We start from the raw sequence: 18,158 nt of genomic DNA on the forward strand, positions 1-18,158 counted from the left end.
GTATATAGAATAATGATTAAAGAAAGATTGATTCCTTTGTGGATTTTCAATCTTTCTTTTGCTTTCATGGTACTTGATAGAGGATGATTCCTAAAAATATCCCACTTGTAAAAGGCAACGTATGCGTAAAATTAAGAAATTGTAAATAAACATCATTTTCTAATGGGTTAATCATTTATAACAACCTCTTACGGCTAAATACAGTGAAATAATCGTGTCGTTTTTTATTTCGGAAATCGATATATTATATCTACTGTCAAAAAACGGTCGATCTCACATTGGGGAATTAATAAGGAATGGGTTAGTAAATGAGAGGTCTTGCTAGTGCGCTTAGTTTTACATAGCTTAAGAGTATATGAGTGAGATAACGGCATAAAAATTTTAGAATAGACACGTGTGTTAGTAGGAGTTGAAGCAAACATCATGTGTTCAACAATTTTTTATGATTTTTAGGAGGTGGCAATATGGACATATTTAAACGATTGAAGCAATTTTATTGGCCTTATAAACGTTACTTTTTCTTGTCAATTATTCTCCTTTTATTCGTAAGCGCTTTTACGGTGGTTTATCCGATCATTCTTCAAATTACTATTGATGACATCGTACTAGAAGGAAACTATCAGTTAGTCCCTTACGTAGCCATTGGTTTTTTCTTAATTACGTTACTTAAATCGATAGCGGTATATTACCACCAATTTTTAGGTGATTTATTTGGTATTCAATCTGTTTATGAATTGCGAAATGCTTTATACAAGAAACTACAGTTTTTACCGTTCCGTTATTATGATAATGCCAGAACGGGAGACTTAATGTCACGGCTCACAGCAGATGTGGAAGCGTTTCGATTTTTCTTATCATTTGGGTTTGCTCAATTAATTAACTTAGCAATGCTTGTTGGACTAAGCATGGGTATCATGTTTTATTACAGCCCTTTGCTCGCTGTCGTAACATTAGCTGCTTTACCCTTCTTAATTATAACGGTTTATCGGTTTGATCAAAAAGTTCATCCGGCATTTTCGAGTATTAGAAAATCTCTCGCAGATATGACGACAAAGGCGCAAGAGAATATAAGTGGTATGACAACCGTTAAGTCTTTGTCAAAAGAGAATTTTGAAATGGGAAGATTTGATGAAAAAAATGCTGATTACAAGGATAAATTCATTTATACATCTAACATTTGGGCAAGATATTTTCCATTCATGGAGCTTATCGGACAGATTTGTGTCGTTGTGTTACTAGCCTATGGGGGTTGGCTTGTTATAAATGGAGAGATTCAGCCTGGCGTGCTCGTAGCATTCTTCAGTCTTATTTGGTATATTATTGGTCCTCTTATGAACTTGGGGTTTATTATTAATACGTTTTCTCAATCGAAAGCATCAGGGGAGAGGCTCCTACAAGTATTAGATGAACGGGAGGATATTTTTGACAAGCCAGAAGCGATTGAAAAACACAGTCTAAAAGGCCATGTTGTGTTTGAAGAGGTTAGTCATCGATATGGTAAAGAGGAAGATCTCGCGCTAAAAGAAGTGTCTTTTGAGGCGTTGCCTGGACAAACAATAGGATTGATCGGGGCGACAGGATCAGGGAAAACGTCGATAACCCAGTTAATAGCACGCTTCTACGAACCAGATCGCGGATGCATTACACTTGATGGATTGCCAATTTCTAATTATACATTAAAAACGTTACGCAAAAATATTGGTGTTGTGTTACAAGAATCATTTTTATTTTCTTCCTCGGTAAAAGATAACATTTCATATGGGAATCCGAGTGCCACAATGGCAGAAATCATTGATGCGGCCAAACGGGCAGATGCCCATGAGTTTATTGAGACATTGCCCCAAGGTTATGACACTGTTCTTGGGGAACGAGGAGGTGGGCTTTCCGGTGGTCAGAAACAAAGAATTGCCATTGCGAGAGCTATATGTGTTAATCCGAGTATTTTAATTTTAGATGATGCGACGAGTGCTGTAGATATGGAGACAGAGGCTAAAATACAGAGAGCTTTCCGGGAAGTTATGAAAGGAAGAACGACATTTATTATCGCTCATCGTATTTCATCACTTATGCATGCTGATGATATTCTTGTACTTGATGAAGGAAGAATTGTGGAGAGAGGAACGCACGAGCAACTGTTACAAATCACAGATGGCAACTATCGGCGAATTTATGAGATTCAATTTAGAGATCGAAAGCAATTTTTAGAGGAAGCGAAGTAGGGAGGTGTAACTTAATGTCTGAACAAGAGAAAAAACATGATAATAAAGTCGATGACACAGAAGCAAAGACTTTAAGTAGATTTCATTATTCAATGGATCAAGCTATAGAAAAGCCTTTTAACTGGAAACAGATGTCTCGACTTCTCGATTATATGAAGCCATACTCGAAAAACTTGCTGCCTGTTGCTGTTATAGGGATGCTCCTCTCCACAGCTGTTCGCTTGTTAGTCCCAATTTTGATTGGTAGCTATGCCCTTGACCATATTATTGAAACAGGAAATATATCATTTTTGTCTATTATGGTTTTAATCATCGCCGGTATGTATGTTATTTCATGGGTGGGGAATATAGTAAGGATTAAGTATATGAATAAACTAGGACAATATGTCATTTTTGATTTAAGGAAAACGTTGTTTAATCATATCCAACATTTATCTCACCGTTTTTTTGATCAACGTTCTGCAGGTTCCATCCTTGTTAGAATTACGAACGATGTTAACAGCCTTCAAGATCTATTTACAAATGGTGTGATTAATTTATTAATGGATATCGTGATGCTCATAGGTATTGTTGTCATGTTATTTATTATTAGTCCAGAATTGACACTAGCTATTTTAGTTGTTTTACCTCTTATGTTCTTCATTTCAACAAAGCTTAGACGGAATATTAGACGGTCATGGCAAGATGTACGGATTAAGCAATCAATGATCAATTCCCACTTAAACGAGAGTATACAAGGTATTCGTGTGACGCAATCATATACCCAGGAGAAAGAAAATATTGCTTTTTTTAATCACATGAATGAAGAGAATTTTGCTGCTTGGCGGAACGCTACGCAAAAAAGTGCCATGTTTCGTCCATTTGTAGAAATGAGTGGGGCGATTGGTACGGCGATTTTACTTTCTTATGGTGTCTTTTTAATTCAAGGTCAGACGTTGTCTGTTGGGGAATTTTTCGCTTTTTCACTTTACATTGGCATGTTTTGGGAACCCATTTCGAGATTGGGGCAAGTTTATAATCAATTACTTGTTGGAATGGCTTCGTCAGAACGAATTTTTGAGTTCCTTGATGAGCAACCGTCAGTTCCGGAGAAGCAGGATGCAAAACGTTTGAAAAATATCACAGGACACATTGAATTTAAAAACGTAGAATTTGCCTATAACAGTGATCGCAAAGCATTAAATAATATTAACCTTGAAATGAAGGCCGGTCAAACAGTCGCTTTAGTAGGTCATACTGGGAGTGGTAAATCAACTATTGTTAATTTAATCAGCCGTTTTTATGATCCGACTAAAGGGCAAGTGTTATTAGATGGTGAAGATTTACGCAATGTCAAACTTGACAGCTTGCGTGAAAAAGTAAGTATTGTCCTCCAGGATACATTCATATTTTCTGGTACAATCATGGAAAATATCCGGTTTGGACGACCTCATGCAACAGATGAAGAGGTAAAGAAAGCCGCTACTGTTGTTGGCGCAAATAAATTTATTGAACAATTAAATCAAGGTTATGAAACAGAAGTGGAAGAGCGAGGGAATGTTTTATCTGTTGGCGAACGGCAACTTATTTCTTTTGCTAGAGCTTTGCTGGCAGATCCCCAAATTTTAATTCTTGATGAAGCGACAGCATCGATAGATACAGAGACAGAGCAATTAATACAACAAGCGTTGCAACGTTTGTTACATGGACGTACTGCCATTATGATTGCTCATAGGTTATCGACCATTCGAGAAGCTGATAATATTATTGTTTTAGAGCGCGGTAACATTTTGGAACAAGGGAATCATGAGCAGTTAATGGCTCAACAAGGTGAATATTACAATCTTGTAAAATCACAATTTAAAGTTTTAAATACTGGATGAGTTACAGATGAATGAGCTTATTCACAGAGAGTAAAGTTGTTAAACTAATTAATTATTAGAAGAAGAGCGGAAGCGCTCACTAATTGAGGATTTGTTTTACGTATTGTAAATGTTGCTCGAATCCCTTACAGATAGACATTTTTCGTGTGATGAATCAATAACTTTTTAGAACCAGAGCCTAAAAAAAGAGAGCTAGCCGTCACGGCTAGTTCTCTTTTTTAAGTAAGCTGATCAAGTTAACGAATGTATTATACAATGTTGCAATAAAAGGAGCGATAATAAACGACATTGTGGTGTATCGTTAACATTAATTTTCAGCTAGCTGTCGGATAATGTCTTCGTCTGGTGTCACATAAAGTGTTGTCTGATGATCATATGTGACATAACCAGGCTTAGCACCACTTGGTTTTTTAACATGTCTGACTAGGGTATAATCGACTGGAACTTGGCTAGACAGACGGCCTTTACTGAAATAAGCAGCTAGATTAGCGGCTTCAAGTAATGTTTTCTCAGTGACATTATGGCTACGAATAATGACATGCGATCCGGGTATATCTTTCGTATGAAGCCAAGTATCATCTTGTCTTGCTAAACGATTTGTTAAGTATTCATTTTGTTTATTATTCTTCCCAACAAATAAAGGCGTGCCATCTGAGGAGATGTATTGCTCCACAGCAGGTTTGTCTGATTGCTTCTTTTTTTTATGACGTCGCCGTTTTTTCAAATAGCCTTCCACTTCTAGTTCTTCCCTAATGTCTTCTAAATCTTTAGTTGAAGCAAACTTAAGTTGTTCTATAAGGGTATCTAAATAGGTCAACTCCTCTTCAGTTTTAACAATTTGCTCTTTCACATAAGCGATAGAATTCTTTAATTTCTGGTATTTCTTGAAGAATTGTTGTGCGTTGGCAGATGGTGATTTTTGCTTATCTAATGGTATCGTTAATTCTTTTTGTTCAGGATCGTAATAATCAACAACAGTTATCTCAGATTGACCAGGTCTAGCAAGATGCATATTGGCTGTTAATAATTCGCCATATTTTTGTTGCTTTTTAGCTTTATCGGCATCGTCTAATGTATGGTAAAGCTTAGCCATTTTCTTTTTGTTTTTTTGATACTCATTTTTAAGAAACCGTTCAAGATCGTAGGCTTTTTGTTTAACCCGGTCACGCTCTGCTTTATCAGCATAAAAACGGTCAAGCATGTCATGAAGGTTCTCAAAATGGCGTCTATCTCCGTCTAAATGTTCTAATGGAAGGAGAGAGAAAGTATCTTTAGTTGGTCCATAAATAATCTGCGGTGTGTAATCACTTTTTTTAACAGGTTCAAGGACTTTTAAAAATGCTTTAGGAAGCGTTTCTCTATTTGTTAACCGGGCCTGATATAGTATCTCGTGTATTATCTGAGGGGACAATCCACTAAATGTATCACGGAGTTGAATGTCCATTTTACCTTGGTTATAATTTAATTTTTTCAAGAGCAATTCTTCGTCCATCAGAAGAGGGTTTAATTTGTCCTGATGTGGCGGCTCTTTATAAAGTTGCCCAGGAAGGACTGTTCGATATTGAGAGACAGATGGGGGGATATGTTTCATGCTGTCGAGAATTGTGTTGTTTTCTGTATCGACGAAAATTAAGTTGCTGTGTCGCCCCATTAGCTCAAGAATAAGTTTCTTATAGGAAACATCGCCTAATTCATTTCGTCCTTTAAATGAGAATGTAACGATGCGTTCTAAACCGTCTTGTTCAATATTTTCAAGAATGCTACCTTCCAAATGTTTACGCAATACCATACAAAACATCGGTGGCTCCTGAGGGTTTTCAAATTTTATGTTCGTTAAGTGAAATCTAGAGAAAGATGGATTAACAGATAAAAAGAGAGCATGGTTTTTACCGTGAGCTCTAATTGTAAGCATTAAATCTGTAGGATATGGTTGGTGAATTTTTGTGATTCTCCCGCTAAGTAATGTTTGTTGTAATTCTTCAGTAACTGCGCGTGTCACAATACCGTCAAATGACATAAGAACCCTCCTTTCAAAATAAAACGATCGTATAACGTAAGTTGAAGACACTTCTTATTTACGGTAACCTTGTATGATTGGTAACAATCTTAATTATGGTAAACGATGATAATTAGTTTAAACAATAGTTCCATATGAAATAAACGTTTCGTAGATGCTACCCTATTATCCAAAGGGTTTCTTTCAAAGTAAAAAAGTTTTCATTGTAGTTCGTTGACCATTACATTAAAAAGTTAGTAATTAAATGATGATCTTTATGATTTAGACGTACTATCACGTTCATATAATGGTAGAAGGCCTCTCATATGCAGAAATGTGTTATAAATTTAACTTGAATGAATGTCATAATGCAATGTGACAACAAAATGTTCGTCATTAGAAACGGAGAATTGGAACGAAAGATGGCGACCCCAGTGGGCAGAAGTGATATCTGAAAAGGCCATTCTGACTGAGCTTTGCAAAGGCAAAATGAGTTAAAGACGATCCCACGGAAAGCGTTCATCTGTAGTGCAAATGAGTCATAACGTTCCGAAATAACGATACAACCATGATTTATGAAATCGATTCACTTAATATGATATTAGAATATCCATATTCTTAATAGGGAAATGATGATATTATGAACTTTCCCTATTATAGCAAAAAAACTTTTTTGAACAAGTCTAATAAGTACATGAAGAAAATGCTAGGATATTAGTGAAGGACAAATTTGAAGATTCTTTACTCCCCTTGTTGTAAAGATAAAAATTGTTTAGAATATAATTGTGGATGTGATAGAAATGGTTATGAGTATGACAGGATATGGACGATCTCAAAAGGAAAATGAACATTCTCGACTTACAGTAGAAATGAGAGCTGTAAATCACCGTTTTTGCGAGATTAACATTCGTATGCCTAGGCAGTTGTTTTTCTTAGAGGATCGTATGAAAAAATGTATTTCTCGCTATGTGAACCGAGGAAAAATAGACGTTTTTTTAAATTTGCAAGGTGAGGGCACGATGAAGCGCTCTCTTAATGTGGATTGGAATTTGTTTCACGAATACTATCAGTTATACGAAGAAATGGCAGAAATGACTGTCTCTTCAGAGGCATTCCCACTTGATAAGTTGTTAATACATGAAGATGTGGTGTCTGTTCAAGAGTCTGATGAAGTGCCGGAAGATTTAGAAAGTATGGTGTTACAAACTGTAGAAGAAGCTGCTCAGCAACTTGCTAAGATGCGTCAACAGGAAGGAAGCGCCTTAACGAATGATATGAAAGAGCGTTTACAACGGCTAACTGTCTATGTAAAACAGTTGCGAGATTTGGCTCCAGAAGTTCAAGACCTCTATCGTGATCGGTTAATGAAAAAGGTAGACGATTTCCTTGCATTACGGGCAGAAATCGATGAAACAAGGCTTCTAACAGAAGTGGCAGTTTATGCTGACAAGTCTGATATTAATGAAGAATTAACACGGATTGACAGCCACATTACACAATTTAATGATATATTAGAAGAATCTGGTGTGGTAGGGAGGAAGCTCGATTTCCTCGTCCAGGAATTAAACAGAGAAGCAAATACAATTGGTTCGAAGGCGAATCATTTAGAGATCAGTCAAATTGTTGTTAATATTAAAGCAGAACTAGAAAAAATACGCGAGCAAGTTCAAAATGTGGAATAGATCTCACATATGGCTTTAAAGATATCGTTTATTATTTAACTAATAGATAGGAGAATGACACTTGGATATTAAACTTATTAATATTGGATTTGGGAATATCGTTTCAGCAAATCGTATTATTTCAATTGTTAGTCCGGAATCAGCCCCTATTAAACGTATTATTTCAGATGCTAGGGATCGCAACATGCTCGTTGATGCTACATATGGACGACGAACGAGAGCTGTCATCATTGCAGATAGCGACCACGTTATTTTATCAGCTGTTCAGCCAGAAACAGTGGCGCAAAGAGTTATCTCAAGTAAAGATGATGAATCAGATGAGTAACAGGCTTCCATTTTGACCATTTAATAGTTACTAACTATTACGCCATCGGTGTCCCGGTGGCTTTCCAAATGTACTAAAATTGGAACGTATAGTACCGTCGTAGACCAAAACATGCTAGAATAAAGAAATCAACGAAAGCTGGAGGTTGTTTATGAAAAGGGAAAAAGGACTCCTCATCGTCCTCTCTGGACCATCTGGGGTTGGGAAAGGGACAGTTTGTGGGGCGTTGAGAAAACACGATACACACATTCGGTACTCAGTATCTGCTACAACGAGAAAACCGCGTAAAGGTGAGGTTGAGGGCATCAACTACTTCTTTAAGGAAAAGCAGGAGTTTGAACGAATGATTGCAGAAAATGAGTTGCTTGAATATGCTCAATATGTGGACAACTATTATGGCACACCGAGGCAATATGTTGAGGAAACCATTGCAGCCGGGCACGATGTTATTTTAGAAATTGAAGTACAAGGGGCTTTACAAGTTAAGAAGACGTTTCCTGAGGGAGTTTTTATTTTCCTTATGCCACCTAGTCTTAAAGAACTGCGAAGCCGCATTGAAAGTAGAGGAACAGAATCCAAAGACCTTATTGACAGCCGTATGACAGTGGCAAAAGATGAGATTGAATTAATGGATAAATATGACTATGTGGTTGAAAATGATGAGGTTGAATCTGCGGTTGAGCGGATAAAATCTATTGTAACGGCCGAGAATTGTAGAAAAGAGCGTCTTATCCATCTGTATAAAGAACTAGTTGAGGAGTGATTATATGCTAAAACCATCGATTGATTCATTAATGACGAAAATTAACTCAAAGTACACGCTTGTGACGGTCTCCGCCTATAGAGCGCGACGGTTACGTGAAAATCCCGAACTTTTTCAAAAAAGTGAAAAATCCACATCTGTTAATTATGTAGGAATGGCTCTGGAAGAAATTGATTCAGAAAAACTTACTTACGAAGTTCGCGATAAAGACGAAACAACCTCATAAACCAGGTTGTTTTTTCTTTAGTTCAGTTTAAAGTGAAATTATGTCCTTGTTTTGCGAATATTAACATGACTATCCTATTTCGGAGGCGAACGACTAATGGGTAAAAAGATACTTCTATGTGTGTCAGGTGGTATAGCTGTTTTTAAAGCTGCAGCTTTAACGAGCAAGCTCGTGCAGGAAGGCTATGAAGTGAAAGTAGCCATGACCTCTTCGGCTCAAGAATTTGTTACCCCCTTAACATTTCAAGCACTTTCAAGGGATCATGTATACACAGACACATTTATTGAACCTGATCCAGCAGCGATCGCGCATATTGATATTGCGGATTGGGCAGATCTGGTAGTAGTGGCCCCTGCCACAGCAAATATTATCGGGAAGTTGGCAAACGGGATTGCAGACGATATGCTGACCACCACATTACTTGCTGTTACTGCCCCCGTCATGATTGCTCCTGCTATGAATGTACATATGTATGAACACCCTGCTGTTAAAAAAAATATGAGAACACTTGAATCATTTGGTTACCAATTTATTGAGCCAGATGAAGGCTATTTAGCGTGTGGCTATACAGGGAAAGGGCGTATGGCAGAACCAGAAGATTTACTGTCGATGGTCAATCATCATTTTATTAAAAAAGCGAATCTAGCATGGCAAGATAAAAATGTTGTTGTGACGGCAGGACCTACACAAGAAGTGATCGATCCTGTACGTTTTTTCTCAAACCGTTCATCGGGGAAAATGGGCTATGCAATTGCAGAAATGGCTGCTGCTAGAGGAGCGCAGGTCACCCTCATAAGCGGGCCAGTCTCGCTCCCAATGCCACACGGCGTCAAACGTGTTTCCGTTCATAATGCAGCAGAAATGTTCTCAGCAGTTAATGACGTTTTTGAGCATGCTGATGTCATTATAAAAGCTGCAGCAGTAGCCGATTATAAACCTAAAGAAACCTTTGATCAAAAGGTTAAGAAATCGACGGGTGATCTCATGATCACGATGGAACGAACCGAAGATATTCTTAAATCATTGGGGGAGAAAAAATCACATCAAATTCTTGTTGGATTTGCAGCAGAATCTGAGAACATCGAAGCTTATGCAAAAAAGAAATTAGCTACTAAAAACTTAGATGTGATAGCTGCTAATTCGATTGTTAAAGAAGGGTCTGGTTTCCAAGGAGATACTAATGAACTCGTCCTTTATTTTAAAAATGGTCGTGAGGTATCTATTCCGTTAACAACAAAAGTAGCGGCGGCAAATCAATTGCTTGATGCGATCAAACCGCTATTAGGAGAACATATTAAATGATTGCGAAAGTAATTGTTGATGTGGCAGTTAATCAAACGGATCGTGCATTTGATTATATCGTTCCAGTAGAATTTCAAGAAGCAATCATGCCTGGAGCTAGGGTAACGGTCTCGTTTGGGCCGAGAAAAGTACAAGGATTTGTTGTCTCGCTTGATTCTACAAGCGATTACGATGCAACAAAATTAAAGCCATTGTATGACTTAATTGATTTAAAACCCCCGCTAACGAAAGAGTTGCTTAATTTAGCTAGTTGGCTAAAAGACGAAACACTTTCTTTTCATATTTCTGTCTTAAAATCGATGCTTCCGGCTGCTATGAGAGCTAAATATCATAAAACATTGACACTATCTGAGGCCCGAAAAAGTGAGCTTCCTCCTGGTTTGCAATCATATTTTATTAAAAGCAATGTGATAGAAAGTTGGGAAGACTGGCGGAAATCGGCATCTGAACATGAAAAAAAATTAATGATGTCAGCTGTTAAAGAAGACGTTGTCCTTGTGACAAATCGTGTGAAAACAAATGAAACTAAAAAGACGCAAAGCGTCATAAAATTAGCTGTTAACAAAGAAGAGCTGCAAACAGCGATTGATCACTTGTCAGCGAATGCCTCTAAGCAAAGGCAAGTGCTAGAATACTTATATGAATTTATCTCTGAAGGTGAATGGCTTCCTGTCAGTGAACTAGCTACAAAAACGAATGTGACACGTCAGACGATTTTGCAATTAGTTAAAAAACAGTTCCTGATTAAAAAGGACATCATCATTTCTCGTGATCCGTATGCAGATCGTGATTTTGCACGTAGCAATCCTCTTCCTTTAACCTCGGAGCAAGAAACTGCTCTTATGCCTATTAGTGAAATGATTAAGACAGGTAAGCACGCAACTTTTTTACTTAGAGGTGTTACTGGGAGCGGGAAGACAGAAGTTTATTTACAAGCGATTGATCGTGTTCTTAAGCAGGGGAAAGAGGCAATCGTTCTCGTGCCGGAAATTTCATTAACCCCGCAAATGGTGACACGTTTCAAAGAAAGGTTCGGCTCAAGAGTTGCTGTTTTACACAGCGCTCTCTCTAAAGGAGAGAAGTACGATGAGTGGCTGAAAATTCGAGAAGGAAAAGTAGACGTGGCAGTTGGAGCTCGTTCAGCAATTTTTGCACCTTTTGAAAACCTTGGCATTATCATCATTGATGAAGAGCATGAGACGAGTTATAAACAAGAAGAAACGCCAAGATATCATGCGCGACAGGTGGCAATAAAACGTGGTGAACTCTATCAGTGCCCTGTTATTTTAGGCAGTGCAACGCCCTCTTTAGAAAGTTATGCTCGCGCTAAGAAAGGTGTTTATCAGTTAATCTCCATGGAGCACCGAGTGAACAATGTACAAATGCCAGAAGTAACATTAATCGATATGCGAGAAGAATTACGAAATGGTAATCGCTCCATGTTTTCTAATCAGCTTCTTGAGGGAATTCAAACACGTCTTTCGAGAAAAGAGCAGATCGTGCTCTTTTTAAACAGAAGAGGTTATGCCACCTTTGTAATGTGTAGGGATTGCGGTTATGTAGCACAATGTCCCCACTGCGATATCTCCCTAACTTATCACCGAACTAGTCAATCGATTCAATGCCATTACTGCGGACATTCCGAGACCATTCCAGGAGTATGCCCTGAATGTGCCAGTGATTCTATTCGATTTTTTGGAACGGGTACGCAAAAAGTAGAAGAAGAGCTTATGAAGCTTTTCCCCGATTGTCGGGTCGTAAGAATGGATGTTGATACGACGAGAAGAAAAGGGGCACATGAGAAGTTATTAACGACCTTTGGTGAAGGGAAAGCAGACATTCTTCTCGGGACACAAATGATTGCAAAAGGATTAGATTTCCCTAATATTACACTTGTAGGTGTGCTTGCAGCAGATTCCATGCTTCACCTTCCTGATTTTCGATCAGCTGAACGCACGTTTCAACTACTGACTCAAGTAAGTGGGCGAGCAGGTCGCCATGAGAAAAAAGGTGAGGTAATGGTTCAGACATATACACCTGACCATTATAGTATTCTTGATGTTAAGCAGCATGACTACTTATCCTTTTTTGAAAAAGAAATGGTCGTTCGAAAGCAAGGTGGATATCCGCCTTATTACTATCTCGTTCTTATACATGTAAGTGAAGAACGTTTAGATAAGGTCATCGCTATTACAGAAAAAATCACATCATTTTTAAAGCGTGAACTGTCAGAAAATACGTCAGTGTACGGACCAGTTGCTTCAGCAATTCCCCGTATCAAAGATAGATACCGTTACCAATGTATGGTAAAATATAAAGTTGAGCCAAAATTAACACATGTCTTGCAAGAAATCATGAAAACTTACCAAGGAGAGATGGCACGAACGAGTTTAACCATTACAATCGATACAAATCCTTATATGATGTTATAACGTTTAGAGAGAGGTTGTTAAGAGCAATCACTATCTGTGTTGGGGATAGATCATGATGGAGGAGCCATAAGTTACGACATGATAAATAGTGGGGGACTTGCTTACGACCTTTAAAAGTTTAAAAAAACAGATTGGGTGTCGTTTAAAAATCTTATCCTCATCTTATAAACGATAGTTAAGGAGAGAAGCGATCATGAAAATTGTATTTATGGGGACACCAGACTTTGCTGTACCTGTATTAGAAGGAATTGTTAGAGAAGGGTATGACGTTAAACTAGTGGTTACTCAGCCGGATCGTCCAAAGGGACGTAAGCAGGTACTGACACCACCACCAGTAAAACAAGCTGCTCAAGAATTAAAGATTCCTGTTTTCCAACCTGAAAAAATAAAAGTGGAATGGGAAAAAGTAAAAGAAGTCGCACCTGATATTATTATTACCGCAGCTTTCGGACAGATTTTACCGAAGGAATTACTGGATATCCCACCGAAAGGCTGTGTGAATGTCCATGCATCGTTACTTCCTAAATATCGAGGAGGGGCTCCTATTCACCAAGCCATTATTGATGGCGAGAAGGAAACAGGCGTCACGATCATGTATATGGTGGAGAAACTGGATGCAGGTGATATGATTGTAAGTCGGGCTATTCCGATTGAAGAAACGGATACAACTGGTACGATGCACGACAAACTAAGTCTCTTAGGTGCTGATTTGCTAAGAAAGACTTTACCTCAGCTTGAGAGAGATAGTATAACAGCGACACCTCAAGAAGCAGAGATGGCGACGTTTGCTCCTAATATCAAAAAGGAACAAGAGGTCATTAACTGGAACAAACCAGCTAGATCTGTGTTTAATCAAGTGAGAGGTTTAAACCCGTGGCCGGTAGCGTATACGATAGCGGGAGGAAAAAGGCTTAAAATTTGGGAAACAAGGGTGTCAGCTGATGAAACGGATCAAAGGCCTGGTACAATTATTGAAAAAACACATGAAGACATTAAGGTAGCGTGTGGTGATAATACCGTTTTATCACTCAGAAAAGTTCAGCCGGCTGGTAAAAAACCAATGGATATAACCACATTTTTAAGAGGAGCTGGAGCTCAATGGGAATGCGGTATGGTGTTAGGAGATTAGTGTGATGACAAACCAGAAGAAACGTGGGAATGTTCGAGAGGCTGCAGTTGACATATTATTAAAAATTGAAAAAAACCAAGCATACAGTAACTTACTTATCAATGATACAATTAAAAAGATGACTGTACCAGCAATCGATGTTCCTTTATTAACCGAATTAGTTTACGGAACGGTTCAGTATCAGAAACGACTCGATTTTTATTTACAGGCTTTTTCAAAGAAACCACTAGTCAAGCTTGATAAGTGGGTGCTCGTGCTTTTGCGCATGACCGTTTATCAACTTGTATTTTTAGACCGCATTCCAGACCATGCGGCGATAAATGAAGCTGTGGAAATAGCGAAAAGTCGAGGGCACAAAGGGATATCTGGCATGGTGAACGGTTTACTCAGGTCGATGCTACGTGGAGATTTGCCTGATTATCACCTAATTGAAGATGAAGTGGAAAGGATGGCAGTGGAAACGAGTCATCCAGAGTGGCTGTTAAAACGATGGATAGAGCAATATGGCAAAGATAAAGCACGTCAAATTGCAACTGCGAACCTCGCCACTCCAGTGCAATCCGTACGGGTGAATAAAGTACGTATTTCAAAACAAGAGGTTATAGCATTATTAAAAGAAGACGGTCTAGAAATAGAAGAAAGCGAGCTCATTCCAGAAAGTTTACGTATTAAAAGGGGTTCTGTTGTTAAAACATCAGCCTTTAAACAAGGACTGGTGACGATACAGGATGAAGGATCAATGCTTGTGGCAAAAATACTTGCCCCTAACCCAACTGAACGTGTGCTTGATGCTTGTGCTGCTCCTGGTGGGAAATCCACTCATTTGGCAGAACTAATGAATGACACTGGGGATATTATAAGTGTTGATATACATGCTCATAAAGTAAAATTGATTGAACAGCAAAAAGATCGTTTACAGTTAAAGGCTATTCAAGGAATGGTTTCAGATGCGAGGGAGCTTAAAGAAAGCTTTCCAAATGAGCAATTTGATAAAATACTTGTGGACGCCCCGTGTTCTGGTTTAGGTGTTATTCAACGTAAGCCGGATTTGAAGTGGTCCAAACAGTCTGCTGACGTAAATCGTTTAGCTATGATCCAAGATGAAATTTTGGAAAAAGTATGGCCTTTACTTAAGAAAAATGGTCGTCTCGTCTATAGTACCTGTACAATTGACCAAGAAGAAAACGAAGATGTGGTCGAAAGCTTCGTTAAACGTCATCACGATGCTGAATTTGACGATACTTTTTCTGAACGACTACCCGAACTGATTAGAGATCATAAAGAACCGCTAACAGGGATGGTGCGATTATTTCCAGGTGAATTCGGTACAGATGGTTTTTTCATTTCATCACTTATAAAGAAATAGCTAAGCGTCAATTCTTTGTGCTGGCTTTTATTATGTGCTAATTTTGTCTATAGTGGTAGATAGTTAAGAGAAGAAGCGAGGGGATAGATATGGAAGGTATTTTTCGCACCGACACTGGTAAACTTAGGCCTCATAACGAAGATAGTGGCGCAGTGAAAGAAAATAATTTTGGACAGCTCTTGGCAATTGTTGCCGATGGTATGGGAGGCCATCAAGCCGGTGATGTGGCAAGCCAGATGGCACGTGATAGTATGCTGGCTCATTGGGAGCAAATGACTGAATTTTTATCCCCGGTTCATGCTGAAAAATGGTTACAAGAGACAGTTAGTAAAGTGAATGAAACAATTTATATGCATGCACTGGATAACCCTAAGTGTGAAGGAATGGGGACAACTTTAGTAGCAGCAGTATGCTCGAATGAGTTTGTAACTTTTTCAAATGTAGGGGATTCACGCGTCTATATTTTTGAAGATGACCTTTTAAAACAAATGACTGAAGACCATTCACTTGTAGGGGAACTCGTAAGGTCTGGACAATTGAGTCAGGAAGAAGCGGATCACCACCCGAGAAAAAATGTCCTCATGCGTGCTTTAGGTACAGATAGAACTATAGAAGTTGACGTGGCAACGGTAAACTGGAAACATACTTCTCTGCTCCTTCTCTGTACAGATGGCTTAACAAATATGCTGACAGATAACGATATAATGGCGCATTTATCTCAAGAGACCGACTTATCAACTATTTGTGATAACTTAATTACCGAGGCCAATAATTCTGGTGGAGAGGATAATATTTCCATCTCATTAGTTCGTCATAATGAGAAGGATGTGACCATTTCATGAAGGCAAATAGGAGAATTAATGACCGCTATGAAATCATCCGGCCTATCGGTGGGGGCGGTATGGCAGATGTATACTTGGCCAAAGACTTAATATTAGACCGTTCTGTTGCTGTAAAAATGCTAAAAGAGCAATTTTCTAAAGATGATGAATTTATTCGTCGTTTTAGACGTGAGGCACAGTCTGCTACAAGTTTGTCTCATCCGAATATCGTCAGCATTTTTGACGTGGGTGAGGAAGAAGATCTTTACTATATCGTCATGGAATATGTAAAAGGCCAAACTCTAAAAGATTATATAACTCAAAAAGGTAAAGTAAGTGTCGATGAAACAATAGGCATTTTACAACAAATCATTTCCGCTGTGAAGAATGCCCATCAAAATCATATTGTCCATAGAGATATTAAACCACATAATATCTTAATTGATGAAGACGGGACTGCAAAAGTGACCGATTTTGGTATTGCTCGTGCCATTAGTGAAGCAACGATTACGCACACCAATTCAGTACTAGGATCGGTTCATTATTTATCTCCGGAACAAGCGCGTGGAGGGCAAGTTACGTATAAATCTGATTTATATTCGTTAGGTGTGCTAGCTTATGAAATGCTATCTGGTGAAGTACCTTTTACAGGTGACACAGCTGTAGCAGTAGCTATCAAGCATTTACAGGAGCCTCTCCCACTTTTAAAGGAGAAAGACCCTTCAATTCCACAAAGTGTGGAAAACTTTATAATGAAAGCAACTGCAAAAGATCCATTAAAAAGATTTAGTACCACAGATGAGATGCTGAGGGATCTTACGACTGTTCTAGACCCAGAACGTCAATATGAAGCACCAAGATATATTGATGAACCTGATGAAGACATGACTAAAGCCATCCCTTTGACAAGTATTCAAGAATCAGATGATTTTGATGAAACGCGAATGCATTCACCAGGAGAAGAAACGACTGCATTTAAAAAAGATAAACAGAAAGTCCCTTTGAATAAGGCACAGAATAATAAAAAGAAAAAAGGTTTTAAGTTTTGGCTTAAATTAGCTATATTAGGTGTGCTATTTATTATAGGTCTTATACTGGTTGCACTTTATTTTATTCCTAGCTGGCTTCATGTGGATGAAGTTGAAATCCCAGAAGACCTTATTGGTATGCCCTACGAAGAGGCACATGAGGTGTTAACAGACTTAGAATTAGAAGTTGAGCAGGAGCTTCGGTTTGATGAAGATATGGAGGAAGGACATGTTATTTCTCACCGTCCTGGAGGAGGCCAGCTCGTAAAAGTCGGAACAACTGTTACTGTTGTTGTAAGTGAAGGTGATGAACCGATAGAGATGGACGACCTTATTGGTCAATCCCGTTCCCAGGCGGAAGGGTTGCTTGAACATTTTTCAGATGTCAATGTGCAATTCGAGGAAACATCTGATTACAGTGATGATACAGTTATTGAACAAGACCCTTCACCTGGGGAAACAGTGATACCTCGGGAGACTATTGTTTATTTAACAGTGAGTGAACGGCCTACGTATGTTATGAGTAATTTGTATAATATGACACGTGAAGAAGTTAATGACATGTTTTCAGAAAATGATCTGATTACAATTGAAGAAGACGAAGATCATCATTCCTCTGTGGAAGAGGGGCGTGTCATCTCTCAATCTCCTTCTAGAGGGACTGAAATACGTGAGAAAACCACCGTTTCTGTCGTATATTCCCGAGGACCGGAACCAGAAGAAGAGGAAGAACCTATTTCTGCATCAGTGCCGTTTCGAGTGGAAGTACCTGAGAATAATAATGATTCATCTTACCATATACGTATCGCTGTGACAGATATGGACCATCGAACACCAAATCAAATTGTTGATGAAGATATTTCCGCAGATGAAACATTTGAGATACCGATGACTGTCGCCCCTGGAGAGTCTGGCTATATTATTCTATACGTAGAGGGCGAAGAATTTTCTCAGTCGCCGTATGAATATACGTACGAAGAATTAAGGCAGTATCAGTAGCGTGAAGC

13 protein-coding genes are annotated in these 18,158 nt (G+C 38.6%); 12 read left to right on the forward strand and 1 reads right to left on the reverse strand.

What is annotated here, in order from left to right:
* Nucleotides 1-464 precede the first annotated feature (464 nt).
* Together BK581_RS00785 and BK581_RS00790 are read left to right on the forward strand one after the other, a co-directional pair.
* Nucleotides 465-2,219 (forward strand): ABC transporter ATP-binding protein, encoded by a 1,755-nt coding sequence (locus BK581_RS00785; RefSeq protein WP_078576193.1) that lies wholly within the window; start codon nucleotides 465-467, stop codon nucleotides 2,217-2,219.
* Nucleotides 2,220-2,233: 14 nt separating this feature from the next.
* Entirely contained in the window at nucleotides 2,234-4,081 is a 1,848-nt protein-coding gene (locus tag BK581_RS00790; protein ID WP_078576195.1) for an ABC transporter ATP-binding protein, read from the forward strand.
* Between the two features lie 307 nt (nucleotides 4,082-4,388).
* Here the strand turns inward: BK581_RS00790 and BK581_RS00795 are convergent, their stop codons facing one another.
* On the reverse strand, nucleotides 4,389-6,098 hold the full coding sequence (locus BK581_RS00795; protein WP_078576197.1) for an Rqc2 family fibronectin-binding protein: 1,710 nt from the start codon (nucleotides 6,096-6,098) through the stop codon (nucleotides 4,389-4,391).
* A 779-nt stretch (nucleotides 6,099-6,877) separates the two neighbouring features.
* Between BK581_RS00795 and BK581_RS00800 the strand changes: the two genes are divergently transcribed.
* The 10 genes from BK581_RS00800 to pknB all read left to right on the forward strand — a co-directional run bounded on the left by BK581_RS00800 (nucleotide 6,878) and on the right by pknB (nucleotide 18,150).
* Nucleotides 6,878-7,759: a YicC/YloC family endoribonuclease gene (locus BK581_RS00800; protein WP_078576199.1), complete on the forward strand. Its 882-nt coding sequence runs from the start codon at nucleotides 6,878-6,880 to the stop codon at nucleotides 7,757-7,759.
* Nucleotides 7,760-7,820: 61 nt separating this feature from the next.
* Entirely contained in the window at nucleotides 7,821-8,084 is a 264-nt protein-coding gene (gene remA / locus BK581_RS00805) for an extracellular matrix/biofilm regulator RemA (RefSeq protein ID WP_078576201.1), read from the forward strand.
* Nucleotides 8,085-8,235: 151 nt separating this feature from the next.
* Entirely contained in the window at nucleotides 8,236-8,847 is a 612-nt protein-coding gene (gene gmk / locus BK581_RS00810) for a guanylate kinase (RefSeq protein WP_078576202.1), read from the forward strand.
* 4 nt (nucleotides 8,848-8,851) lie between these two features.
* Nucleotides 8,852-9,073 (forward strand): DNA-directed RNA polymerase subunit omega, encoded by a 222-nt coding sequence (gene rpoZ / locus BK581_RS00815; protein ID WP_078576204.1) that lies wholly within the window; start codon nucleotides 8,852-8,854, stop codon nucleotides 9,071-9,073.
* Between the two features lie 96 nt (nucleotides 9,074-9,169).
* Nucleotides 9,170-10,375, forward strand: a complete 1,206-nt coding sequence (gene coaBC, locus BK581_RS00820) for a bifunctional phosphopantothenoylcysteine decarboxylase/phosphopantothenate--cysteine ligase CoaBC (RefSeq protein ID WP_078576205.1) — start codon at nucleotides 9,170-9,172, stop codon at nucleotides 10,373-10,375.
* Entirely contained in the window at nucleotides 10,372-12,807 is a 2,436-nt protein-coding gene (priA, locus tag BK581_RS00825; RefSeq protein WP_078576207.1) for a primosomal protein N', read from the forward strand. Before coaBC ends, priA begins: the two co-directional genes overlap by 4 nt.
* 190 nt (nucleotides 12,808-12,997) lie before the next feature.
* Nucleotides 12,998-13,936, forward strand: a complete 939-nt coding sequence (gene fmt, locus BK581_RS00830) for a methionyl-tRNA formyltransferase (protein WP_078576208.1) — start codon at nucleotides 12,998-13,000, stop codon at nucleotides 13,934-13,936.
* A gap of 4 nt (nucleotides 13,937-13,940) precedes the next feature.
* Nucleotides 13,941-15,302, forward strand: coding sequence for a 16S rRNA (cytosine(967)-C(5))-methyltransferase RsmB (gene rsmB, locus BK581_RS00835; protein WP_078576210.1), 1,362 nt, complete (start codon nucleotides 13,941-13,943; stop codon nucleotides 15,300-15,302).
* An 89-nt stretch (nucleotides 15,303-15,391) separates the two neighbouring features.
* Nucleotides 15,392-16,144: a Stp1/IreP family PP2C-type Ser/Thr phosphatase gene (locus tag BK581_RS00840; protein ID WP_078576211.1), complete on the forward strand. Its 753-nt coding sequence runs from the start codon at nucleotides 15,392-15,394 to the stop codon at nucleotides 16,142-16,144.
* On the forward strand, nucleotides 16,141-18,150 hold the full coding sequence (gene pknB, locus BK581_RS00845) for a Stk1 family PASTA domain-containing Ser/Thr kinase (protein WP_078576212.1): 2,010 nt from the start codon (nucleotides 16,141-16,143) through the stop codon (nucleotides 18,148-18,150). The genes BK581_RS00840 and pknB overlap by 4 nt, the downstream gene beginning before the upstream one ends.
* Nucleotides 18,151-18,158: the final 8 nt, after the last annotated feature.

The sequence above is a fragment of the Salipaludibacillus agaradhaerens genome (assembly GCF_002019735.1).
GTDB lineage: Bacteria > Bacillota > Bacilli > Bacillales > Salisediminibacteriaceae > Salipaludibacillus > Salipaludibacillus agaradhaerens.